The organism is Nocardia sichangensis (assembly GCF_047200615.1).
Taxonomy (GTDB): domain Bacteria; phylum Actinomycetota; class Actinomycetes; order Mycobacteriales; family Mycobacteriaceae; genus Nocardia; species Nocardia sichangensis.
The window spans coordinates 1-21,655 of the sequence record NZ_JBJZOK010000058.1 but is presented as its reverse complement, the minus strand read 5'-3'; the positions used below and the strand labels follow the sequence as shown (position 1 = coordinate 21,655).

The following is a 21,655-nucleotide window of genomic DNA, read 5'->3' as shown; positions in this document are numbered from 1 at the left end:
ATCTCAAGTGGCGAATCCGATTTGTTCCGATCATGCCCGCATCGATGGATTCTGCTACTCGTACTCGCCATACTCGGGCGTGGTACCGGATCTAGAAGTAGCCGGAGCGCCCGAACTCGGCATTATTGACAGCTTTGATTGCTCAATAACACTGCTGGTCGGTCTTCGCCCTGCGGGCGCCCAGATTGGGGGATGCAGGTCAAAACCTGTGACTAGATGGTCAACTTGTGAGTGGCCGGTTGGCAACCCATCGGTTGGTCTGGCAGTATCGACTTATGGCAACCAGACGCGCCGAGACCACCCAGGAGAGCAAGCAATTGCTGGTAGCTGCTGCGGCGGAGTTGTTCGCGGAACGGGGCTATCGGCAGACGACCTTCGCTGACATCGCCGATCGGTCCGGTATCAGCCGTGGATCGATCACATGGCACTTCGGGAGCAAAGAGGGGCTGCTCGAAGCGGTGATCAAGCAGATGGTTTCGTCGGTGGAAGTCGACCTTGAGTCCCCTGGAGTCAGAGGAGCGGGTCTCGACCGAGTACTCCAAGGTGCTGTGGAGATGAGTCAAGCGCCGGGGACGAAGCTGTTCATCACGATGATCGCAGAGGCGACTGAACCGGGTTCTCCGCTACGCGCCCGGTATGCTGAGCTTCACGAGGTACTGCGGCGTCGGATTCATTCTTGGGTCGATTCGGCGATGCTGCCCGCGGGAGTTACTCTAGACGGCTTTGCTGCAGTGGTGCTGGGATCCGTAATCGGCATCCACCAGCAATGGCGTATCGCGCCCGAGTCGTTCGATCTGGAAGATGCCTATGCCTCGCTGCGGCAGCTAATGCGGTGTGCGTTGAAGGATGCGGCCAGGCTTGGTGGTTGAATCGGTGACGGGCGGTAGCCTCGCCGTTGGATGTCTTGCCCGACGAGAATACTGCGGTTAGTGCTGTGACGGGAGTGCTACCTGGCCGCAGCGATGAAGTAGTGATCGTCAATAGTCGCACCGACGGGCAAATGTGGTATTCCAGTAGAATGGTGCCGTTGCGGTGGTGCAGCTAGCCCGCCATTCCGCATCGGTGCGCCCAGACGTGGGCTGCAACGTACGTTGGTCTTTGCCGCCTGGCCGGTCATATGACCACCCTGCCTGAAGCGTGCGGGTCGGATAACGGCAGATTCGGAACTCGCTGAACAGGCCGTTGCTGCGATTACCATCGAGCACCCCGGCGTGTGTGAGGGGACCGAGAGCATTGATATGGCTACCGCCCAACCGGGCAGAAAACGAACTCTACGGAATCTAGACAACTCAAGGCGGCGATGTTCGAACTGTCGCGCGGGGCACTCCGGGTCGTAGATCTGGATTGGCATGTATAAAACTGAGCCCGCCGCTGCAAATCACGCCTGAGGCTGCGCCCTACGAATGTGGGATATCGCACATCGCGGGAATCGCCAGGCCCACTTGTCTGCTCGTGGTCTCGCCGGACAGCGATATATAAGGACCGGATGTCGAATTGCGGCTCGCCAAACCGTATTAGATGCAGACGCGATCTGCCAACTGGATAATGCTCCCGCTGATATCCTGCGTCCTAGCGACCCCCATACTTGATCAGCGAAGGGCTAATTAGGACAATTAAACGCACAACCGCATCCGCATCGCGAACACGAAACTGGCCCCTATCACCGACTAGGCCATATTCGACTCGATTTCGCCGAAGGCTGCTACTTCTGACCGCTATTTCATCGGATGAAGAATCCGATTCTGGCAGACCAGGATTCAGGTCGGTGCTGAGCAGGTCCGCACACCGGCGTCCTGGAGTCGAGAACGGACGCCGAATCGTAGCGCTGGTGGAGGTTGCGGGCTTCGACAAGCGGCTGGTGTTCTTCGAGCGCTGGCTGCCCGGTCACCTCGCCTCGATCGGCAATCGCCACCACCGTCGGATGGTGAACGAGTTCGCCACCTGGAAGGTTCAGCCCTGGCTGCGGACGCGGACCGCTGACACCCGGCAGCCCCCGCAACACCGGGACCCGGATCATGCGGGCCACCGAGTTCCTGGCGTGGCTCAGTGAATCCGACGACCGTCCTCATCGACAACGAGATCGACCTCCGGTCGCGGGTCACGTTCACCCTGCTGCTCTACGGCCAGCCTCTCAGCACAATCGTCCGACTCGCCGTCGACGACGTCGTCACCAGCCGCGACGGCGTCTCGATCCGATTCGGGGAACCGCCGACACCGGTTCCCGAGCCATTCGCCGGCGACGGCCGTCGGATCTGGCATCGGGCTTCCAACGCACGCAGACACGCCGGCGTCTGTGGAAGCTTGCGACATCCGAGTCGGAATGATCGGCGAGAATGACTCATCGCCGGGAGATACGGGCGGTGCTGGTCATCGGCTGGTGGAAGATCTGGGCGTCTGCTCGGCAAGGGTGGCAGTGGCGCGGTCGAGGAAGTCGCAGAATGCTTGGTGCTCCTCGGGGGTGAATCGTTGAGTGAGAGTACGTTCGAGCACAATGACTTCTCGGTAGGCGCGGTCGAGCAAGCTGCGGCCAGCCGCCGTCGGCGTGGTGATCAAGACCTTCGCGTGGACGGGTGACGGTTGCCGGTCGATGAGGCCCTTGCTGTGCATGCCGCTTAGGACGGTAGCCATGCTCTGCTGTGTGACTCCGCACTCACGGGCCAGTTGGGCGCCGGACATGCCATCCTCCCGAGACAAGATCAGTAGCACCATGTACTGGATCATCGTCAGTCCATATCCACGTAGCACCGCCTCGTGGTGGGCCGTCCGCGCCTGTTCGGTGCGACGGATGCGGGTGCACAGGTACTCCTCGACTGGTACGTCAACCATCTCACAATTCCCTTAGTTGACTAAGGTATCTGTTACTGATTACCTTCATGGTGTCAGGATACTGAGTCAACGTAGAAAGTTGTATGCGATGAAGGCTGTTGTTTTGAGCGCGGACGACCAGTTTCGGATCGACGAGGTGGCCGAGCCGGTGCCAGGGCCGGGTGAGGTGGCGATCCGGGTTGCATACGCGGGTGTGCAGTACGGTGATGTGTTGGTCCGTGAAGGCCATTTTCCGATCCCGCGTCCGTTCGTCCCCGGATTCGAAGCCGCGGGTGAGATCATTGGGGTCGGTGAAGGTGTCGACGGGGCACGTATCGGTCAATCGGTCACCGCGCTGATTGCTGGAGGCGGATACGCTGAAATCGTCGTTGCGCCCGCGGTGTTGGCGATCGAATCCGCAGGTGTCGCGTTGCGGGACGCGGCGGGGTTCGGATGGATCACCCCGACTGCCTACGACCTCATCAACACGATTGGCGGCGTCCGGGCCGGGGATAGCGTGTTGATCCACGCTGCGGCAGGCGGAGTCGGTTCGCTGGCTGGGCAGTTCGCTGCCGCAGCGGGTGCGGAACGCGTGGTCGGTGTGGTCGGCAACGGCGATCAGGTCGATTACGCCCGTCGGTTCGGTTACGACCGGGTGCTTGTTCGCGAGGAATTTCCAGCGGCGTTGGGTGAGGAGACCTTCGATGTTATTTTGGACCCCATCGGCGGTGAAACACGCGTCGCGAGTCTGGCGAGGCTGGCTGAGCACGGTCGGATTGTCGTTTACGGCAACATCTCCACTTTTGAGCCCGTCACCGTGTCGGCAAATGACTTGCTGATGCGCGGTCAGTCGCTGATGACTTACAACAGCAACCTTGCCAGCCAGACTCGTCCACAGCGGTTGGCTGACAGTGCTGCTCGAGCTATGGCGCTGGTGGCCGAAGGAACGGTGCGCATCGACGTCACCGCCGAGTATGCACTCTCGGATGTGGAGACTGCAATTATCAATCTCGCCGGAGGAATGACCACAGGTAAAAGCATCGTCCGCGTCGGTTGAACCGAGCTGAACCGCTGGCCGAAAGACGACGATGTTTGCTGAGTGTGGCGTCACTCGATGCCGCGGGGAATCCGGTCTTTGTATGGGATGGGGGAGCGTGTCTCCACAGATCATGGAAGTCGGTATTGCCGCCGGATCGGCCGCGTGAATAGGCGGAACTGTGGATGAAACCGGCCGCATATGGTTGATCCACCATGCTCCTTGCAAGTCTGGAGCTTTGTCTGAGCGATGTGGCGAAATGGCCTGTGTCCAGATGGCGTGACAGTCAGCCGTGTAAGTGAAAGTGCAAAATCAACTTTCTCGGACGAGCGCACGCATCACTATCCGAGCCTGCCGCTGCGGTGGGAAGCTGATGAAACTGGGATCCGGATGCTACGTGCCAAGGTTATCGAGTGAGTCAACAGATAGATCATGCTTACATGGTGTGACTCTTTTCGATCGAGCCTCGGGTCGGATCCGACCCGAGGCTGGTCTGGCTGTTTGCGTGATTTACCCACGAGGTATGTCGTTCGTCGACGAGCAAAATCGAAGCGAACATGCACAGTCATTGGGTGTTGGAGCGCTCTCGCGCGTGTTCGACGATCAGCCGGTGCAGTACTTTTGCGGGGCCACATGCGTGGTCGTTGTGGAGTTCGACTTCTGTGAATGCTTCGATAAGGGCGCTAGGGCGGTCGAGGCGACGGTCTGTGAAGCATGCGGGGTTCAGTTGCGCGCGCCAGCTGCGGTAGCCGTCGACGACGGTGGCGAGTGTGTCGGTTGTCCAGGGGCCGCTGATTCGCTGGTATTCGGTGATCAGGGCACTCTCTGCGAGCTGTCGTGGTTGTGTGCCAGCTGTTGTCTCAAGTATACGGCCAATGGCGTGGACTACGGCCGCGTACATGGGTCGGTCGTCGGGTCGAGGTTGTGGTTGGCTGGTCTGACCTGCTGTTTCGCCCTGTGGAATCGGGTTCGCGGCCAGTGATTGGTCGATGAGGATCCATGCTGGTGTGCGGGCTTCGCGATCTTGGTGCTGATCTGCTTGATCCCGGCCGGCGTGAGACGCAATACCTTTGAAATCCGCGAGCCGGATCCCGCGGAGTGCGAGGAAGGGATACTTCGCGAGCATGTCGTCGACTGCCGTCGCCATGTCGGCGACGGTTGGTTTCTGAATCCCCGAGGTCTCGAAGCCCAGAGTCTGCAGGCCGTGTCGAGCGCCGAGATCCCGAACCATTGCGAGCGCCTCTGGATCAGTCTGAGCGGCAAGAAGCGGCTCAGTCCGCTCGGCTGCGCGTGATTTGGGTCGTTTCGTCTTTTTGCCTGGCTGCACGCGATTCAACGCAGGTTGGTTTTGTCCGGAGTGTGTCGACGGAATGGCTCGTCCGGGCGGGGAAGTGCTGGTTCCCGTGTGTGTCCACGGTGTACTGGGCCTACTCTGCTGCGGCGGTGTGGCACTCTGTGGACGGTTCATCGTTTTGCGTGTCGGGTCTGAGGTCACCGCAGATAAGCGGTTGCCTGGTTTGTCGGCGATGGAGGTCGCGTCCGCTGTCGAGGGCGCGGCATTGTGTGGAGTGCGGGCAGGTGCTGGCTGCGAGTTGGGAGGCTCGGCGCGCTCGTAAGAATCGCTGTCATGCCCGGTAGGTGCCGGAAGCTCAGCCGCGCTGAGCTGGCCGCTCGGCCGGTTGGCCGTAAGCTCGGAAGGCTGGGTGATGCCTGGTGGCTGCGTGGCCTCCATATCATGGAGGCGCGAAGTGCCATGCAAGGTCAAATGCGTGCCATCATCTGGACCAGGCGAGGGGGGAAACAGGTCAAAAGGGGATTCCAATAGCTGCTGGGCATCCCCTCGGGCCTGTGTGAGCGGTACGGCTGGTGGTCGGAGACGGTCGGCAGGATCTGTCGACTCTAGATTTCTTATCCGCGAGCTGAGGTGTTGATCTTCGTGATGGAATGCTACTGCAGATTCTGCAACTCGGTCGGCTAGCTTGCGCATATTCGCCACCAGATCTTCGAAGCTAGCTATCCCGTTTCTTGCGGCAGGTTCATAGTTTTCTCCGAAGGCCCGGCCGGGCTCGTCATGCCCCCAACACTGCCCTTCTCTCTGAAGCCTGGACTTCAGTCGGTCCAATTCTCCCTGAGCAGTGCCGGCAAGGTCGAGGAGTTCTGGCACAAGCTCCCGTAACAAGTCGGCGTCAACCCGCAAAAAATTATCCATTGTTACCTCTTCACTGCTGGGGGAAGTTTGCGCCCTTGCGATGGACCGACTGGGGCAATGCGGTCATACGGAAACGCCCACGCCGGACCACCAGGGCGCGTCCGGCTGTCGGACCAGCAAGCGTCGGACCGTGTCCGCGGGGCTTGGGCGGTAGGCTTGTCCTCGATCGCCCCGACGGCCTGTGCGCCCAGAACGCGCGTGCACAGAGTGGTGAACGCAATTGCCTCTACGAACGACAACGGAACCGTTCCCATCGGGGTAACACCACCTATCGGCCGCTGTCCCGTCAGTTCAGTTTTGACTGAATAGGCTAGTGAAGTCAATCGTCAAGGCTGAGAAGGCGCACCAGTCATTGCTCTGGTTGCGATGGTGGGCAAGGTCGCACATCAGGCGCGGGTCGGGTCTATCGAGTGACAGTTGGTCGTCGTAATTCCTTGTGCCGGAGCCGGAGAGGCTCGGGTGGTTGGAGCCTGAATAGTTCGCTACTGGTGCTTCGTGCGCCCTGGCGGAGGGCTTCGACGAATGCCCCTTCTGCGCCGTATGCAGGGGTCTATCAGGCACCAGGACCGTATGGTCGGCTGACCAACCGGCACGAGGCCTTTGCGGATGGTCGGTTCGCCTTCGGTCCGCTATCCGGCGCCGAGCGCCTGTGCGGGCAGCGTCGCCCTCGGCCGAGCGAAGCCTGGGCAAGGTATTGCGATCGCGCATCTTTCCGGCTAGGCGCCATGGGGTGGATCTGGGCACAGCCTGCTCGATCAGGTCCTATGTATCTATCGTGGCCTGCCGCCGTAGATCTTAAGATCTCAGATGAATCGATCTTCCCGCGGCATTCGAGTTCTGCTGGTCAGATCAAGTTCGAGTCGCCTTCATGCTGCCTTCAGTCGGCTTCCGGGCAGGGGTGGTGGTACCCCAGGAAGTGCTGAAAGGCTAGATCGACAGCCTCTCGGTCGCCGGTCGCGAGGAGGTCTAGCAGCAGCCCACGAATGGTTGCGAGCGTAAGCCGTGCTTGGATGCCGGCAACATGAGAGGCGAGGCCGTTGCTGGTGTATAAGCCGGTGAGAGGCTCGAGCCAGCGTTCGATCTCGCCGTCGAGAAACCTGGCGGTGTGCGCTCGGCCATGTAGGGCTTGGCCGTAGAGCTCGAAGAACAGGCGGGCGTATTCGAGAAAGCGAGTGCTGGTCGCGTTATGCCAGACCGCGCGAAGCTGCTCGACTACGGGCAGCTGGTTGTTCGAGGCGAACATGTCGTCGATCAGTCGGCGTTCACGCTGAGCGATTGCGTCGACGACAGAAATAAGGACACCTGTCTTGGACTCGAAGTGATAGATGAGCATCCGGTGGCTAGTGCCAATCGCTGTTGCAAGCTGGCGCAGGCTCATGTCCCCGGTTCCGTTCGCGCGCATGTAGGCCAACAGGTCTTCTAGCAGGCGCTGGCGTGCTTTATTGGTCGGCTCCGTCATGGTCTCACTGATGCGGGGTGGCTGTTCGAGGTTTGTAGTGATCATAGACCGGCGGTGATGCCGCCCATGTACAAGCTGTGTACCAAATGGTACAACATGCCTATGGGAGAGACACCGGTATATGTTCTTGGAGTAGGCGCGACCCCGGTAGGTCGACACGAGAAGTGTTCCTTCACCGATCTCGTTCGCGAGGCGTACCTCAACACGCTCGACGATGCGGGCAGCCCGGATTCGGAGTCGATCGAGGGAGTCTGGTTCGCCAGCACTCTGATGGACTTCTGGGAACAGCGTGCGCTACGAGGCCAGGCCGTTCTGGGCCCTCTGATGGAAGAGGGGAGCATGCCCGTCGGTCTGCGTATCGTCAACGTAGACGGTGGATGTGCTAGTGGGTCGGTTGCCTTCAATGGTGCGTGGAGTGCAGTTCGTCAAGGGGCTGACCTGGCCCTGGCGATCGGCGTCGAGAAGATGAACGACGCAGATCGACCCGGCGGCGAATTGCTGCGGTGGATCGAGGGCACCGGAAACATGCTCGATCCAGGGTGGTTCTGGAGGCCGTATCATGCTGCTGCCGAGCAGCTTGGTGTTTCGTTCAGCCCTGGTGACGGGCGGTCGGCCGCAATGGATGTATACGCGATCTTGGCGCTGACGCACATGCGCCGATACGGCACGACCGTGAGGCAGATCGCGCATGCGGCCGCGAAGAATCACTGCAATGCTGTCGGCAATCCGAGAGCCCAATACCGCTTTCCTATGACTGTCGATGAGGTGCTCGAGGATCGTCTTGTCGTCCCACCGCTCACTCGGGCGATGTGCGCGCCGCGCGGTGATGCGGGCGGTGCGATACTGGTGTGTTCCGAGCGATATCTGGCCCGGCAGCCCGCGGACGTCAGGGAGCGTGCGCTTCTTGTGCGCGGACACGACGTGGCCGGAGGGCGACTCCATGCTACCTGGGAGAACGACCGTGCTCCGGTGCGCGCGCTGTCGACAACGTATCGGATGGCTGACCTGGGGCCGGGGGACCTCGATATCGTCGAGTTGCATGACGCCAGCTCGTTCGCCGAAATCCATCTCATCGAGGACATCGGTCTGTGCGCGCGAGGTGACGGCGGACCGTTCACGGCGTCGGGAGCGACGGCCCGAGACGGCCGTACGCCAGTCAATCCCTCTGGTGGCTTGGTCTCGCGCGGCCATCCGATCGCCGCTACAGGAATCCTGATGCTCCACGAACTGGCGCTTCAGCTTCGTGGTGAAGCCGGCGAGATCCAAGTAGATGGTGCGCGGATCGGCCTGGTCGAGAACGGGGGCGGCATCCTGGACCTCGATGCCGCAGTGTGTTCGACGACAATCCTTCAACGCGTTTCCTGAGGCCTTGACATGACACGACGTCGTGTATAGTTTGTGAAGCGCATCACTACTCATAGGAGTTCTCATGCTTGACGACTTCTTCGTCATCAATCCGGTGGCCCATGCCTACAACATGGCGCCCGACAACCTTCAGCCCAATAGGTGGGCGAAGACCCTCTATGACTTCCTGCTAGCGCTGCATGTCGGGTGGAATCCCGCAGGGGTGCAAACGTTGTCGGCTGAGGAGCAGGCTCATGACTGGCCCATCGAGGTGCTCGCAAAATCCTTGTTCCTCGAGAGCGATGTGGACCTGGCTGCGTCGCATACGCTGCGGCTGGACTCGTACTTCAAGGACGGCCAAGTGCGGCATGGGAAAACGCTGGAGGCGGTCACCAAGTACCCCGACAGAATGCTGGCGTACGTCGGGCTGGATCCGACCAAAGGGTTGAAGACCTGCCTGCGCGAACTCGACGAGCAGTTGGCTGACTTACCCAACGCGGTCGGGCTCAAGCTCTACCCTGCGCAGATTGACCCGCTGCGTAGCTGGCGTATGGATGATACTTCTCTGGCCTTCCCGCTGTTCGAGCGTGCTCAGGAGGCCGGTATCAAAACCATTGCGGTGCACAAGGCAGTGCCCTTGGGTGCCGTGCCAATGAACCCCTTCCGTATCGACGATGTCACAGGGGCGGCCGATGCTTTTCCGGACCTCGTCTTCGAAATCATTCACGCAGGCATGGCATTCACGACCGAGACAGCATGGGCGATCGGTTGTTACAGCAATATCTACGCCAACCTCGAAGCCACGACCGGGCTGCTTAATCGGGCCCCCCGGCTTTTCGAACAAACGCTCGCCGAACTAATGATGTATGGCGGTGCGGAGAAGATCATCTACTCCGATGGCAGCCTGGTTCTACACTCGCAGCCGATACTCGAAAGATTTCGAGACTTGGAATTCAGTGATGAGACGATCGAAACGTTCGGTGTCCCGCTCACCAAGGAAGACAAAGCGATGATCCTCGGGGGAAACTACGCGCGGATCATTGGCCTCGATATCGAGGAGGCGAAGTCGCGTATCGCCGATGACGAGTTCGCCCGGACACGTGCGCAGACCGGTCGCCAAGAGGCGTATTCCAACTGGCGGGCCTATCTTGCAAACGCCGAGTCTCTTCAGGAAGCGAGCCTGGCATGAGTTCCGTTCTCCAACAGCAGGTAGTGGCCGCACTCGGAACAGTCAAGGACCCCTGCAGTATCGCAACCGGTCGTCCCACGAGCATCGTCGACCTGGGTCTGGTGTCGCTGGTTGAGGTAAATGAGGAGGGAGACGTGCAGCTCATTTTGCGTGCGACCTCGCCTTCGTGTGTGCTGATCGGTTCCATTTTGGCCGCCGCGGACGAGCGCATCGCTGCACTTCCCGGCGTTCGCAGCGTTCGCGCTGAGATCGACGCCATCGCGGTCTGGACTCCCGAAATGATGACACCGGAGGGCCGTCAGAGACTCGACTCCGCGCGATCCCGCGACCGGGCCGATCTTATGGCACGAAGGCCCACTGCGGCCACATTCCGCGATGCACTTCGTCAGCGAGGCGAGCATGCCTCTTGACGTCGAGACACGGGCTTTTCTGGAGCGAGCAAACGCTCGTTCCGGAAACATACACGACAGCTTCTCGGTCGAGGAATTTCGCGCCGCAGGCGAGGCTTTGCGCGCCCTGAGCTTTGATGCAGAGGAATTGGCGGAAATACGTGATATCTCTATCCCTGTCGCCGGTGGCCGGGACATTTCGGTACGGCTGTATAGGCCGGATGTCGAAGGCTCACCGCCACTTATTGTCGGTGTCCACGGCGGCTCCTGGGTACGGATGAGTGTATCACTGCAGGATGAGTACTATCGGGCCCTTGCCAATCGGAGCGGATGTGTGGTGGCGGCCGTCGAGTATCGACTGGCTCCTGAATCGCGATTCCCGACGGCGATCGAAGAGGTGCATGCGGCGGCGAGTTGGCTGCAGCAGCACGCTACGGCCCTGTCGTGCGATGCGAATAGATTTGCAATTCTCGGCGAGAGTAGCGGTGGTAACCTCGCCGCTGCGGCAACGTTGATGGCTCGAGAACGCGGTGACGTTTCCTATTCGCGGCAATTCCTCCTGGTCCCGCTACTCGATCTGCGACTGGAGTCGCCGTCATGGGAAGAGTTCGGCACAGGCTATTTGCTGGGCAAGCCACAGCTTCGCTGGGCGCTGGAGCAATACGCTCCCGGTGTGGAGGTGAGTCACCCGCTACTGTCCCCATTGTGCGCCGACAGCCATATCGGGCTGCCGGCCGCACTGATCTTCACAGGCGAGTACGACCCTCTACGCGATGATGGCGCTCGCTACGCGGTCGCGCTGCAGCAGGCTGGCGTGCGTGTGCGGTATTGGGAAGTACCCGGCCTTGTTCATCCTGCGGTTTTGGTTCCGAAGGCCATTCCATCGGCAGCCCTGTTCTTCGAAAAGTTCGGTGCCATGGTGGGGGCGGAACTTGCCTCTATAGAAAGGGTTTCATGATGCTCGATGCGACCGACCACGTTGGTTATGTCGTGCGGTCACTCGACGCAGGAATTGCTGCTTTCGCGGAGCCTTTCGGCCTGCGCGTTGTGTCAGAGGCATCCGCTCCCGAGTATTCGATCAAGGTTGTGTATCTGACAGGAGGCGGCATTACTGTCGAATTGGTGGAAATCGCCGACGCGGAATTGGCAGAAGAGCGCCTGGCTGGCCTGTCGGTTCGCCTGGACCACGTCGCCTACCGGGTGGGTGACATCGACGACGCTGCCATGCGACTACGTCGTTCGGGAGCTCGATTCACCGCGCCCGATGGGACCGAGATCGATTGCCCACTTGAGTTCGGCGGTGCCCGCCACTTGATGGTCCGGCCGGCCAACGCTCCTGGAGTGACGGTACAGCTGGTTCAGCGACGGCAGTGAAGACGAACCCCCGTGCTGACAGATAACAGGGTGGCCGTCTTCCCACCGCATCTGTATGCGGGTGTGTGTGAAGACGAGGCAGGCCGGGTTGGTGAGTGGAGGCTCCATAAGGAGGTGAAGGATGTACCTGCACGGCTGCCCATCAATGGCACGGTCGGATGCCCCGGCGCGGCCGTCATGGGCGGTACCGCTTCTCGAGCCCGCCGAACTGTTCAAAGCGATCTCGGGTCGGCTGGCCAGCGGTTCACCTCTCGTCAACTGGGCGCGGGAACTGAGTGATTTACACGCTGAACTGACTCGGCACAAGCGCGGTGGGGTGCCGTGTTCATCCGGCTTCGATTGCGAGCGGATTCGCGCAGGTATCGAGAGACTTGTGGATGACATCGATATGTGGGCCGCGCGCAATGTGCCACGAACGAATTGCGCCCGCAAGCATACGCACTCGCTCGGTGAGGCGATCAGTCATATAGCACAAACCTATTCCGAGGCATGGTGGACGGTACTCCATTCAGCCGACTGCGAACTGCGACACGAGGCATGGTCCCACCTGGGCGAAGTGCGCGAGGGGTATGCCGGGATGGTCGGTGAGATACGGGCGCGGCATCTGCAATTGCCGCTCGGAGCAGGCGTTCGTGGGAGAAGCAAATGACATGATACTAATCATGCGCACACGTTGTGTCAGCGATTTCCGGAGAGGCACTCGGACCTTCCGTTTGTCGGCAAGGAAACGCGATGGGGAGCAAGCGTGAGAGAAGGGAGTATGGACCATCGACGACATCGTTTGCGGTGACGGTGGCCGTGCAACAAGATGATCCCGCCCGTTACTGAATCTGGAACGTGCCGTATAACATCTAATTGCAGGCTATGGAGTGACAGCCCTAAGGAGTGCATCTAGTGTCAGTCGGGACTCAGAACTCTGCCCCCCGGAAGGTTCGCAGGCGGCGCGACCAGGTGATTCTTGACGCGCTTGAAAAATTGTTGCGTGACACGGCATTGCGAGATCTCGGCGTCGAAGAGATCGCGCAGTCGGCGCACATTACACGAACACGCTTCTATCACTACTACAAGTCGAAGTATGAGGCGTATGCGGCGCTCCTCCGGCGTGTTGCCGCCGAAGCAATCAACCTGTCCGATCTGCCCGGTGCATGGTTCGACCGTCCCGAAAGTGTGAGTCCTCGGGAGTCATTGTTTGCGACCATGCGCGGTATGAAGAACGTTTGGTTCGAACACCAAGCTGTCTTGCGTGAGGCATCTGACCTTTGGAACGCTGTTCCGGAAGTTCGTGAGGGTTGGTTCGAGATCATCAACGGTCTGATCGATCGCACAAGAACGGCGATCGAGCTGGAGCGGGAACGCGGAGTAGCGCCACCCGGACCGGATGCGCAACGCCTCGCTGAAAGTTTGATCTGGCACGGTGAGCGAACTCAGTTCCTCATCTTTATCAACGCACCTGGGGCGCTTGCTCCCGATGACCTTGTTGATATGACCTCGTGGATCTGGCTGCGCACTATTTACCTGTCCGATGATCCGAAGCTGTGACTAAATTATATTGATGATAGTGAAATACTCGGATAATGTAAGAAGATGGTTCTCTGCGTGCTCGCAGTCGATTTGACCCGGAGGAAATTGTGACGGGAGTTCAGCCATGATCGGGCGTTCATTTGGTAGCGCATTAGATGCGTTTGCACTTGCCTATCCGTCGGAGACGGCTCTGATCCATGGCGACTTGCGGATGACCTATGATCAGATGTTCGGGGAAATCCGACGAACTGGACGTGCCTTTTTGGCAATGGGTCTGCGGGCGGGTGATCGGCTAGCGTTCGTGATGGAGAATTCGGCAGATCTGATCGCAGTGATGTACGGTGCGTTATGGGCTGGGCTAACGATCGTCCCGTTGAATGCGCGACTCTCCGCGCAGGATCAGCGCTACATGCTTGCCGATGTAAAGGCGCGCGGGTTGGTGTTCGATCTTGCGAACGCAGAACGCGCGCACCAGCTTCTCGATATCGGCATCGAGTTTGCGATTGCGACGGCCTCCGATGCGGTACCCCCCAAAGGATACCTACTCTCAGCTCTTCGGGACGGGCAACCTCATGGTCCTGGGGCGCCGTCGGTAGATGTCGATCAGGAATGTTGGGTCCAATACACCGGCGGCACTACGGGCTACCCGAAGGGAGCTGTGCATAGTCACCGGTCGGTTCTTACATCGCTATATTCTGCGACTGTCGAATACAGCGTTCAGCCGGGAGAAGTTACGGCACATGTTGCACCGCTCACACATAGCGGCCAACTTTATGTAATGCCAGTCTGGTCGAGAGGCGGGACGCAGGTCGTACTAGGGGGATACGAACCTGAACGATTGCTCCACGCGATCGAACGGGAGCGGATCGAGAGCGTGTTGTTGGTGCCCACGATGCTCTACCAGCTACTCGACTTGCCAAATATTACTGACTATGACCTTTCGTCGTTACGGACGGTTACCTACGGAGCCGCGCCAATTGGAGCTGAGCGCCTGGAGCAGGCGCTAGACATTCTCGGTCCGGTGTTTGTACAAGCGTATGGGCAGACGGAGGCATTCGGCCAGATCACTATGCTGAGCAAACACGACCACCTGCGAGCTGTTGATGACCCAGAACTGTTGAGATCATGTGGGCGGCCGGTGTCGATTGCTGACGTCCGATGCGCCGACGACGAGCTGCTGACGGTGGCGGACGGTGAGCCGGGAGAAATCCTCGTCAAAGGGCCGCACCTTACATCAGGATATGTTAACAAGCCCGCCGAAACTGCCGAAGCACTGCGCGGCGGCTGGCTTCTCACTGGCGATATCGGCGTACGCGACGAGCGTGGATACTTCTTTATAGTTGATCGAAAGAAGGACATGATCGTTTCAGGCGGTTTCAACGTTTATCCTAAGGAAGTTGAGCGGGCATTGTTCGGGCACCCGGCGGTGGCGGATGTCTGTGTCATAGGAGTTCCGGACTCGAAGTGGGGGGAATCGGTCAAGGCTGTGGTGGTGGCACGGGGAGGGGCCGAGCCGTCCGAATCGGAGCTCATCGCGTTCGTGAAAGAGCAAAAAGGAAGTGTGCTGGCGCCGAAAAGTATCGATTTTGTCGACGTTATTCCGGTTACCGCAGCCGGCAAGCACGACAAAAAGGCTGTGCGTGCCAACTACTGGTCGGGTAGGGCGCGTGGAGTGAATTGACACGTTATCAACGCGCTGTCTGCAGATTGCTGAGTATTTCGTGAACAGATTCCTGAACTAACCTTCGGCGGAGTGGCTATGTAGCCAGGTGACATTGGATGGTCAGGTAGACAAGTGGTGCGGTGGGTGAAGTCGCGCGCGGACGACACTACGGGCGAGATCCAGTGCATCGGTACGCCCCAGAAGCTGACGAGCATGGTTGGCGGCGAGAACGGCGCCGTGCAGTTCCAGAAACAGTTGGTCGGTGTCGGTATCAGATGGGAGCTCGCCGAGGCGGCGGGCGAGGTTGATTCGTGCAACCGTAGTCTGGTATGCCGCACTCGCGGCGTCGAGAATCGCGTCGTGCACTGCGCCGGGGCGCCCGGCGAACTCGAGCGCCGCTGCGGTGAAGAAGCACCCACCCTCGAAGAAGTCCAAGTAGTCGATCCACGCTTCGAGCATTGCCCGCAGCCGCGGCAATCCGTCCTCGGCGTGCTCTGCTGATACCACTACCTGCTGGTTGAATACCCCCCGAGCTGCAGCGATGATGGCCAGTTGTAGATCCTGCTTGGATCTGAACAGCGCCTGCAGGCCGCCTTTGCTGATCCCTAAGTCTTCGGCGAGGCGCCCGAAGCTAACGCCGTCCAGGCCCTCGACTGAGGCCAGATGCATCGCGTGCTCAAGAATTCGCATGCGGCGAACATCGCCGCGACGATTCGTAGACATGACCACATTCTAACAAATACGATCGGTCGTATTGCTCGATACGGGCGTATCTATTATGCTTCGGATATCGGTTCGAAAGAAGGAGTCAGAATGAGTACGAATCCTCTGCCGATGCCTCACATCGACGGTGTTTCGCATGGATATGCCACCGTGGATGGGCTTCGCATCCACTATGCATATGCAGGAGTTGGTGCTCCGCTAGTGCTCTTACATGGCTGGCCCCAGCATTGGTATGCCTGGCGTGAGCTGATTTCGCCACTATCAACAAGGGGATACCGAGTTATCTGCCCTGATATTCGGGGCCTGGGCTGGTCCGAGAGTGCTGGCGGCGGCTACAGTCTCGGACGACTTGGTGCCGACATCATCGAGCTTCTGGACGTTTTAGGGATCGAACGGGCCCGGCTCGTCGGCCACGATATGGGCGGCGCTGCCGGGTACCGTGCTTGTCTAGATTATCCTGAGCGCATCGACCGCTTCGTAGCCCTGGCTACCGCGCCGCCATGGATGCCGCTGACGACCCCTCCGGGTTTGCTCTTGCGGCTGTGGCACTTCTTTGCATTGGCGATCGGCGGGCGACGTCTGGCCGGGAGTCCGGGGTTCGTAGCCGGGCGTCTTCGGGAATGGCGTCACAACGGTACGTTCACCTCGGACGAAGCTGAGCTGTACCTGCAGGCGAGCACGGCTCCAGAGGCTGCTGTTGCGGCTGCGCGCTATTATCGTGGCTTGGTTTCCCGAGAAGTTCCCGCGCTGATGGTGCGTCATTCGAAGCGACGTCTGAGGGTGCCGACACTTCAACTCAATGGCGAATTCGACTCGCTCACCAGGGGGCTCCCTGACTTGTCTTCCAAGTACGCCGAAGACATGGTAATGGAGACGGTGTCGGGAGTTGGTCATTTTATTGCTGAAGAACGCCCCGATTGGGTTGCTAGCCGGATCGGTCGGTTTATGAGCATATAGTGCCAATCTCTGTGGCAACGAGTCATTAGTCAAGAGTGGCATAGTCGAAGAGCGCCTCGAAGCGCACGATGACCGGGCATGTGCACCACGTACCAATAATCAATTTTTCGATCCGGGATGTGTCAGGGCGCCGATATAGGTCGATACCCATTCGGTACACATCTCGCCATCTCAAGCTCCTCGCCCCAGCAGGCAACACGCTTGCCGCTGCTCGACGAGAAGGCCTGACGATCACCGAGCGGCACGGAGTTCGGGATTGTTCTTGACAATGGAATAGAGAAGGTCCGTAATTGCCCTCACTCTGGCGAGCCGTGTCAGTTCCCGTGGCACGACCAGCCAGTAGGTCCGCTGAGCGAGGAATTCATCGTTCAGCACCGGCACGAGATCGTCGTCGAACGCACCGATGTAGCTGGGCAACGGCGCGATCCCTATCCCGTGTTTCACTGCCTGGTAGTGGCCTGTGATGTTGTTTGTTTGAATGTGCGCCCGGCACTCCGGCAGTAGTGCATCCAGGATCCGCAGCGGCTCCACATCCAGAAACGCATCGACGTACCAGATAATCGTGTGCTTCCGCAGATCGTCTCTAGAAGTAATCTTCTTCTGATTGGCAAGGTATTGCCGGGACGCATAGAGGCGCAGGTCGTAGTTCGCTAGCTTGCGTACGACAACCGAGCGCGGCGAGGGGCGCTCGAGAGTTACGGCGATGTCGAAATCCCTACCTGTCAGCACGTCGTGAGCTGTCGACGTCAGCAATTCGGTGAACAGATCGGGGTGCTCGGCCCGCACCGCGCCCAGTCCCGGAACGAGCACGAAGGCGCCGAATCCGTCTGGGGTGAGAATCCGAACCGTTCCGGTCAGGCTTCCCGATGACGCTGACAACGTCTCGTCGAGCGCGGCGAGCAAAGTCGATTCCACTGACTCCGCGTACGGTAACAGCCTTCGCCCCGCTTCGGTCAGTTGCCATCCGGACGTACCGCGGTCGAAAAGCCGAATGCCTGTATCTTTCTCGAGCCGTGAGATCTTTCGTGACACCGTGGTCTGGTCCACGCCCAGCCGTCTCGCTGTGTCCGCGATTCGCCCGGTGCGAGACAACTCGAGCAGAAACCGCATGTTGTCCGCAGTGAACATGACTACACCCTCCTGCAATTTTGCATTTCGCAATGCCATTTTACTGGTTGACGTATGCAATGTTGCCCGACCAGACTCGACTGGCAACCTCCAGACCCCAGGAGCAATCGTTATGTCTGTCGTCACGCATTGGATCAACAACAAGCTCTATCCCGGAACCAGCGGGAACACAGCGCCGGTGACGAATCCCGCGACCGGTGAGGTGACACGGCACGTGGCTCTGGCCGGTAGCGAGGACGCCCGCGCCGCGATCGATGCCGCCGTCGCTGCGTTCCCCGCTTGGCGTGACACTTCACTCGCCAAGCGCACCGCCGTCGTGTTCACCTTCCGGGAGTTGCTTAACGCGTGCAAGGAAGAGTTGGCCGCGATCATCACCGCTGAGCACGGCAAAGTGCTCTCAGACGCCCTCGGCGAGGTCTCCCGTGGCCAGGAGGTTGTTGAATTAGCCTGCGGCATAACGCATCTGCTGAAGGGGGGAGCGACCGAGAACGCGTCAACCAACGTTGATGTGCATTCGATCCGCCAGCCTGTAGGTCCGGTCGGGATCATCTCTCCGTTCAACTTTCCCGCCATGGTTCCGATGTGGTTCTTTCCGGTCGCCATCGCCACCGGCAACACGGTCATCCTCAAGCCCAGTGAAAAGGACCCCAGCGCCGCGAACTGGATTGCCGAACTCTGGGCCGAAGCCGGGCTGCCTGCCGGCGTCTTCAACGTCCTGCACGGTGACAAGATCGCCGTTGACGAACTGCTCACCAACCCCGCGATCAAGGCCATTTCATTCGTGGGCTCCACCTCGGTCGCCCAGTACGTCTACGCCACTGGCACCGCCCATGGCAAACGCGTTCAAGCCCTTGGAGGAGCGAAGAACCATGCCGTTGTCTTGCCCGATGCCGACCTCGACTCGACCGCCGATGCCATGGTGAACGCCGGCTTCGGCTCCGCCGGGGAGCGCTGCATGGCCATCAGCGCAGTCGTCGCCATCGGCGGCATCGCCGACGATCTCGTCGTCAAGATCAAGGATCGGGCCAGGACCCTGAGGATCGGTGACGGCACCAAGAAGGCTGACATGGGGCCACTGATCAGCAGGGCGCACCGCGACAAGGTCGCCTCCTATATCGATGCCGCCGAAGCCGATGGCGCCGCTGTTGTGCTCGATGGGCGAACTGTGCGCGCAGACGGCGACCAGAACGGATTCTGGCTCGGCCCCACCCTGATCGACCATGTGCACGCCGGCATGTCGGTCTATACCGACGAAATCTTCGGGCCCATTCTGTCGGTCCTGCGCGTCGACTCCTACGACGACGCCCTGGAACTGGTCAACTCGAACCCCTACGGAAACGGCGCCGCGATCTTCACCAATGACGGAGGTGCCGCGCGCCGCTTTCAGACCGAGGTGGAGGTCGGCATGGTTGGCATCAATGTCCCGATCCCGGTACCGACGGCGTACTACAGCTTCGGCGGCTGGAACAACTCGCTGTTCGGCGACACCCATGCCCATGGCACGGAAGGCGTGCACTTCTTCACCCGAGGCAAGGTCGTGACCAGTCGCTGGCTCGATCCCAGCCACGGCGGAATCAACCTCGGCTTCCCGCAGAACGACTAAGGACATCGGCAACATGAGCGTTCAAGTAGCGCTGCCTCGCTTCGCCCGGATCGGCGCGGGTGCCGTCAACGAGATCGGCACCGTCGTGGCCCAATTGAGCCTGCAGCGTCCAGTCGTCATCACAGACAAATACCTGACTTCCACCGGTGCTGCCGAACGTGTCATGAATCTGCTGCGCGCGGCGGGCGTGACTCCTGCGCTGTTCGATGGCACCGTGCCCGACCCCACCACCGAATGCCTGGAGGATGGGCTGCGTGTGCTGGCGGACCATCGTGCGGATTCAGTGATCGGGTTCGGCGGCGGCAGCCCCATTGACACCGCCAAAGCCCTCGCAGTCCTGTCGGCGCGCGGTGGAACGATGCGCGAGTACAAAGCTCCAAATGCTTACTCGGGGCCGTCACTGCCCATCATCGCCATCCCCACAACCGCGGGCAGCGGTTCGGAGGCCACGCAGTTCACCGTGATCACGGACAGCGCATCCGACGAAAAGATGCTGTGTCCCGGGCTGTCGTTTCTGCCGATCGCCACGATCGTGGACTTCGAACTCACCGTGTCGATGCCGCCGCGCCTGACCGCAGACACAGGGATCGACGCGCTCACCCACGCCATCGAGGCGTACGTCAGCCGCAAGGCGCACCCGTTCTCCGACGGCCTGGCGATCGCGGCGATCCGTACCATCGGCAAGAACATCAGAACGGCCTACCAGGACGGGGCGAATACTACGGCGCGGGAGGCGATGATGATCGCATCCACACAAGCCGGTATGGCGTTCTCGAACTCGAGCGTCGCGCTCGTGCACGGGATGAGCAGGCCGATTGGCGCGCACTTTCATGTCGCGCACGGGCTGTCCAACGCGATGCTGCTGCCCGCGGTCACGACCTTCTCCATATCGGGGGCAGAAAGCCGTTACGCTGACTGCGCCCGGGCGTTCGGAGTTGCCGCTGAATCTGCGAACGACTCGGTCGCCGCCTGGTTCTTCGTGGACGCACTGACCGAGCTGTGCCAAGACTTGAAGGTCCCGACACCGCTCGCCTATGGCATCGACCGTGACCGATGGAATGAATTGATTCCACTGATGGCTCACCAGGCGCTCGAGTCAGGGTCACCCGGAAACAATCCGGTCGTACCCACCGCCGACCAGATCGAGACGCTGTATTCCGACGTTTTCGAGTAGTCTCGGCGAAACCGGTTCCGCGCTGCGGCGGATGCGAGGAATGGACAGCGGGGTGATCGAGGCCGCTGGCGCTCGATGCGCGCCTCGTCTGCCTCATCAGCTCGTGAGCACCGAAAGCGGATGCGTAGGCGTAGGGTCATGCCCGGCTTCTTCCCGGTGCGACGTGGCGGGTGCGCGGGTCGGGTGTCGGCTGTCCTGCCGCTTCGCGGAGTTGTTCACCGCGGGAGACGGTCGGGTGACCCGCCCGACTGTCACTGCGTGCGCCTCTGGAGTGGCAGCCGCGGAACACCGTGGAAGTGGCTTGGGTGCGGAGACAGGTCGATTTCTCGCAGCAACCGAGCGTCACAAGACTATATTCTATATTGCTGTCGCGGCTGAAGGTGCTTCCCGCTCGGGCACGTGCGAATCCATTGCAGGAGTTTGCCGAGATCCGTTCGACTTACATGAACGCTGTTCAGATGTCAGCGAGGCAGCTTGCCACGAGACGAGTCGGTGTCGGAGATAGTGCTATAGATGTCGCTTCCGACACTTACGCTTTATCGACGCCCCGCATAACCTTTTTGTATCGGGCTCCGCACCCGCCAATGGTGTCGGTAGGTTGACAGCGAAGTTGGCCATACAGGCGGGCCCGGAAGCAACTGAACATCCGCCGCCTTAATAGTGCAGCTGCACTCGCATGGTTTACCTGTCGGGTGGTGTTGGGTCGTGCTGTGGTCGAGCTGGATTCGTTGATGGCGAGGTCGGAGAGCGGTTTACTCGCGCTGAGCCGCGGGGACGGGCACGCGGGTATGTGTCGGGGTCGCTGGCGGTCTGGAACGCAGAACGGGTGGACGCTGGCCGAGCGTGCCGGTGACGGCAGTTCGGATGGGATGCAGCGGCCTGCGCGCCGCCGATGCGCGCCGCCGACTGGGATGTCGACGGCGGCCGTGACGATGTGCGTGACTATGTGGTCGAACATCTCGTTGACCCGGAGCTGTACTGGCTGGTGACGAGAGCGGGTTCCTGAAGAAGGGCACGAAGTCCGCTGGGGTGCAGCGCCAGTATTCCGGCACCGCTGGACGTACGGAGAATTGCTTGGTCG

20 protein-coding genes and 1 pseudogene are annotated in these 21,655 nt (G+C 60.3%); 15 read left to right on the top strand and 6 right to left on the bottom strand.

The features are described from left to right. Positions 1–275: 275 nt before the first annotated feature. Together ACL03I_RS38065 and ACL03I_RS38060 are read left to right on the top strand one after the other, a co-directional pair. Complete coding sequence (locus tag ACL03I_RS38065) at positions 276–869, top strand: TetR/AcrR family transcriptional regulator (RefSeq protein WP_412808479.1); 594 nt, start codon at positions 276–278, stop codon at positions 867–869. Positions 870–1,828: 959 nt separating this feature from the next. Beyond that, the gene (locus ACL03I_RS38060) at positions 1,829–2,050 is read left to right on the top strand and encodes a hypothetical protein (protein WP_412808478.1); all 222 of its coding nucleotides are present in this window, start codon (positions 1,829–1,831) and stop codon (positions 2,048–2,050) included. Here the strand turns inward: ACL03I_RS38060 and ACL03I_RS38055 are convergent. Together ACL03I_RS38055 and ACL03I_RS38050 are read right to left on the bottom strand one after the other, a co-directional pair. Then, complete coding sequence (locus ACL03I_RS38055) at positions 2,044–2,259, bottom strand: hypothetical protein (protein ID WP_412808477.1); 216 nt, start codon at positions 2,257–2,259, stop codon at positions 2,044–2,046. The two genes, ACL03I_RS38060 and ACL03I_RS38055, sit on opposite strands and share 7 nt — an antisense overlap. A gap of 108 nt (positions 2,260–2,367) precedes the next feature. Continuing rightward, a complete protein-coding gene (locus tag ACL03I_RS38050; protein ID WP_412808476.1) occupies positions 2,368–2,826 on the bottom strand; it encodes a MarR family winged helix-turn-helix transcriptional regulator in 459 nt (152 codons plus the stop codon). Between the two features lie 88 nt (positions 2,827–2,914). Between ACL03I_RS38050 and ACL03I_RS38045 the strand changes: the two genes are divergently transcribed. After that, positions 2,915–3,862, top strand: a complete 948-nt coding sequence (locus ACL03I_RS38045; protein ID WP_412808475.1) for a quinone oxidoreductase family protein — start codon at positions 2,915–2,917, stop codon at positions 3,860–3,862. A 544-nt stretch (positions 3,863–4,406) separates the two neighbouring features. On the opposite strand, the gene ACL03I_RS38040 is transcribed toward ACL03I_RS38045, so the two are convergent. Both ACL03I_RS38040 and ACL03I_RS38035 read right to left on the bottom strand, forming a co-directional pair. Beyond that, complete coding sequence (locus ACL03I_RS38040; protein WP_412808474.1) at positions 4,407–5,072, bottom strand: hypothetical protein; 666 nt, start codon at positions 5,070–5,072, stop codon at positions 4,407–4,409. A gap of 1,855 nt (positions 5,073–6,927) precedes the next feature. Beyond that, complete coding sequence (locus tag ACL03I_RS38035) at positions 6,928–7,509, bottom strand: TetR/AcrR family transcriptional regulator (RefSeq protein ID WP_412808473.1); 582 nt, start codon at positions 7,507–7,509, stop codon at positions 6,928–6,930. Between the two features lie 102 nt (positions 7,510–7,611). On the opposite strand from ACL03I_RS38035, the gene ACL03I_RS38030 reads away from it, so the two are divergent. From ACL03I_RS38030 to ACL03I_RS37995, 8 genes are all read left to right on the top strand, one after another. Continuing rightward, a complete protein-coding gene (locus tag ACL03I_RS38030; RefSeq protein WP_412808472.1) occupies positions 7,612–8,874 on the top strand; it encodes a thiolase family protein in 1,263 nt (420 codons plus the stop codon). A gap of 64 nt (positions 8,875–8,938) precedes the next feature. Then, a complete protein-coding gene (locus ACL03I_RS38025) occupies positions 8,939–10,042 on the top strand; it encodes an amidohydrolase family protein (RefSeq protein ID WP_412808471.1) in 1,104 nt (367 codons plus the stop codon). After that, positions 10,039–10,452 (top strand): metal-sulfur cluster assembly factor, encoded by a 414-nt coding sequence (locus tag ACL03I_RS38020; protein WP_412808470.1) that lies wholly within the window; start codon positions 10,039–10,041, stop codon positions 10,450–10,452. The genes ACL03I_RS38025 and ACL03I_RS38020 overlap by 4 nt, the downstream gene beginning before the upstream one ends. Then, the gene (locus ACL03I_RS38015; RefSeq protein ID WP_412808469.1) at positions 10,442–11,389 is read left to right on the top strand and encodes an alpha/beta hydrolase; all 948 of its coding nucleotides are present in this window, start codon (positions 10,442–10,444) and stop codon (positions 11,387–11,389) included. Before ACL03I_RS38020 ends, ACL03I_RS38015 begins: the two co-directional genes overlap by 11 nt. Further along, on the top strand, positions 11,386–11,805 hold the full coding sequence (locus tag ACL03I_RS38010) for a VOC family protein (RefSeq protein ID WP_412808468.1): 420 nt from the start codon (positions 11,386–11,388) through the stop codon (positions 11,803–11,805). The genes ACL03I_RS38015 and ACL03I_RS38010 overlap by 4 nt, the downstream gene beginning before the upstream one ends. Before the next feature lie 121 nt (positions 11,806–11,926). Then, positions 11,927–12,454 carry a hypothetical protein gene (locus ACL03I_RS38005; protein WP_412808467.1) on the top strand — a complete coding sequence of 176 codons (528 nt, stop codon included), beginning with the start codon at positions 11,927–11,929 and terminating at the stop codon, positions 12,452–12,454. Positions 12,455–12,756: 302 nt separating this feature from the next. Further along, positions 12,757–13,344 (top strand): TetR/AcrR family transcriptional regulator, encoded by a 588-nt coding sequence (locus ACL03I_RS38000; protein WP_412808466.1) that lies wholly within the window; start codon positions 12,757–12,759, stop codon positions 13,342–13,344. 106 nt (positions 13,345–13,450) lie between these two features. Further along, positions 13,451–15,007: an AMP-binding protein gene (locus ACL03I_RS37995; protein ID WP_412808465.1), complete on the top strand. Its 1,557-nt coding sequence runs from the start codon at positions 13,451–13,453 to the stop codon at positions 15,005–15,007. Between the two features lie 102 nt (positions 15,008–15,109). Here the strand turns inward: ACL03I_RS37995 and ACL03I_RS37990 are convergent, their stop codons facing one another. Next, positions 15,110–15,679 (bottom strand): TetR/AcrR family transcriptional regulator, encoded by a 570-nt coding sequence (locus ACL03I_RS37990; protein WP_412808464.1) that lies wholly within the window; start codon positions 15,677–15,679, stop codon positions 15,110–15,112. Here ACL03I_RS37990 and ACL03I_RS37985 point away from each other — a divergent pair. Then, positions 15,662–16,669, top strand: coding sequence for an alpha/beta fold hydrolase (locus ACL03I_RS37985; protein WP_412808463.1), 1,008 nt, complete (start codon positions 15,662–15,664; stop codon positions 16,667–16,669). The two genes, ACL03I_RS37990 and ACL03I_RS37985, sit on opposite strands and share 18 nt — an antisense overlap. Positions 16,670–16,900: 231 nt before the next feature. Here ACL03I_RS37985 and ACL03I_RS37980 read toward each other — a convergent pair whose 3' ends face one another. Beyond that, positions 16,901–17,797, bottom strand: coding sequence for a LysR family transcriptional regulator (locus tag ACL03I_RS37980; protein WP_412808462.1), 897 nt, complete (start codon positions 17,795–17,797; stop codon positions 16,901–16,903). 112 nt (positions 17,798–17,909) lie between these two features. Here ACL03I_RS37980 and ACL03I_RS37975 point away from each other — a divergent pair, with 112 nt between their 5' ends. The 3 genes and pseudogenes from ACL03I_RS37975 to ACL03I_RS37965 all read left to right on the top strand — a co-directional run. Beyond that, entirely contained in the window at positions 17,910–19,400 is a 1,491-nt protein-coding gene (locus ACL03I_RS37975) for a CoA-acylating methylmalonate-semialdehyde dehydrogenase (protein ID WP_412808461.1), read from the top strand. 13 nt (positions 19,401–19,413) lie between these two features. After that, a complete protein-coding gene (locus ACL03I_RS37970; protein ID WP_412808460.1) occupies positions 19,414–20,574 on the top strand; it encodes an iron-containing alcohol dehydrogenase in 1,161 nt (386 codons plus the stop codon). A gap of 692 nt (positions 20,575–21,266) precedes the next feature. Then, positions 21,267–21,655 (top strand): annotated as a pseudogene (locus ACL03I_RS37965) (transposase); the annotation flags it as partial.

Excerpts from the sequence above, each read along its gene's own strand:
- ACL03I_RS37970 (WP_412808460.1), top strand. The coding sequence starts at position 19,414 with ATGAGCGTTCAAGTAGCGCTGCCTCGCTTCGCCCGGATCGGCGCGGGT.
- ACL03I_RS38040 (WP_412808474.1), bottom strand. The coding sequence starts at position 5,072 with ATGGTTCGGGATCTCGGCGCTCGACACGGCCTGCAGACTCTGGGCTTC.
- ACL03I_RS38015 (WP_412808469.1), top strand. The coding sequence starts at position 10,442 with ATGCCTCTTGACGTCGAGACACGGGCTTTTCTGGAGCGAGCAAACGCT.
- ACL03I_RS38050 (WP_412808476.1), bottom strand. The coding sequence starts at position 2,826 with ATGGTTGACGTACCAGTCGAGGAGTACCTGTGCACCCGCATCCGTCGC.
- ACL03I_RS38055 (WP_412808477.1), bottom strand. The coding sequence starts at position 2,259 with ATGCCAGATCCGACGGCCGTCGCCGGCGAATGGCTCGGGAACCGGTGT.
- ACL03I_RS38035 (WP_412808473.1), bottom strand. The coding sequence starts at position 7,509 with ATGACGGAGCCGACCAATAAAGCACGCCAGCGCCTGCTAGAAGACCTG.
- ACL03I_RS38005 (WP_412808467.1), top strand. The coding sequence starts at position 11,927 with ATGTACCTGCACGGCTGCCCATCAATGGCACGGTCGGATGCCCCGGCG.
- ACL03I_RS38065 (WP_412808479.1), top strand. The coding sequence starts at position 276 with ATGGCAACCAGACGCGCCGAGACCACCCAGGAGAGCAAGCAATTGCTG.
- ACL03I_RS37990 (WP_412808464.1), bottom strand. The coding sequence starts at position 15,679 with ATGCGAATTCTTGAGCACGCGATGCATCTGGCCTCAGTCGAGGGCCTG.
- ACL03I_RS38020 (WP_412808470.1), top strand. The coding sequence starts at position 10,039 with ATGAGTTCCGTTCTCCAACAGCAGGTAGTGGCCGCACTCGGAACAGTC.
- ACL03I_RS38030 (WP_412808472.1), top strand. The coding sequence starts at position 7,612 with ATGGGAGAGACACCGGTATATGTTCTTGGAGTAGGCGCGACCCCGGTA.
- ACL03I_RS37995 (WP_412808465.1), top strand. The coding sequence starts at position 13,451 with ATGATCGGGCGTTCATTTGGTAGCGCATTAGATGCGTTTGCACTTGCC.
- ACL03I_RS38010 (WP_412808468.1), top strand. The coding sequence starts at position 11,386 with ATGATGCTCGATGCGACCGACCACGTTGGTTATGTCGTGCGGTCACTC.
- ACL03I_RS38025 (WP_412808471.1), top strand. The coding sequence starts at position 8,939 with ATGCTTGACGACTTCTTCGTCATCAATCCGGTGGCCCATGCCTACAAC.
- ACL03I_RS38045 (WP_412808475.1), top strand. The coding sequence starts at position 2,915 with ATGAAGGCTGTTGTTTTGAGCGCGGACGACCAGTTTCGGATCGACGAG.
- ACL03I_RS37975 (WP_412808461.1), top strand. The coding sequence starts at position 17,910 with ATGTCTGTCGTCACGCATTGGATCAACAACAAGCTCTATCCCGGAACC.
- ACL03I_RS37980 (WP_412808462.1), bottom strand. The coding sequence starts at position 17,797 with ATGTTCACTGCGGACAACATGCGGTTTCTGCTCGAGTTGTCTCGCACC.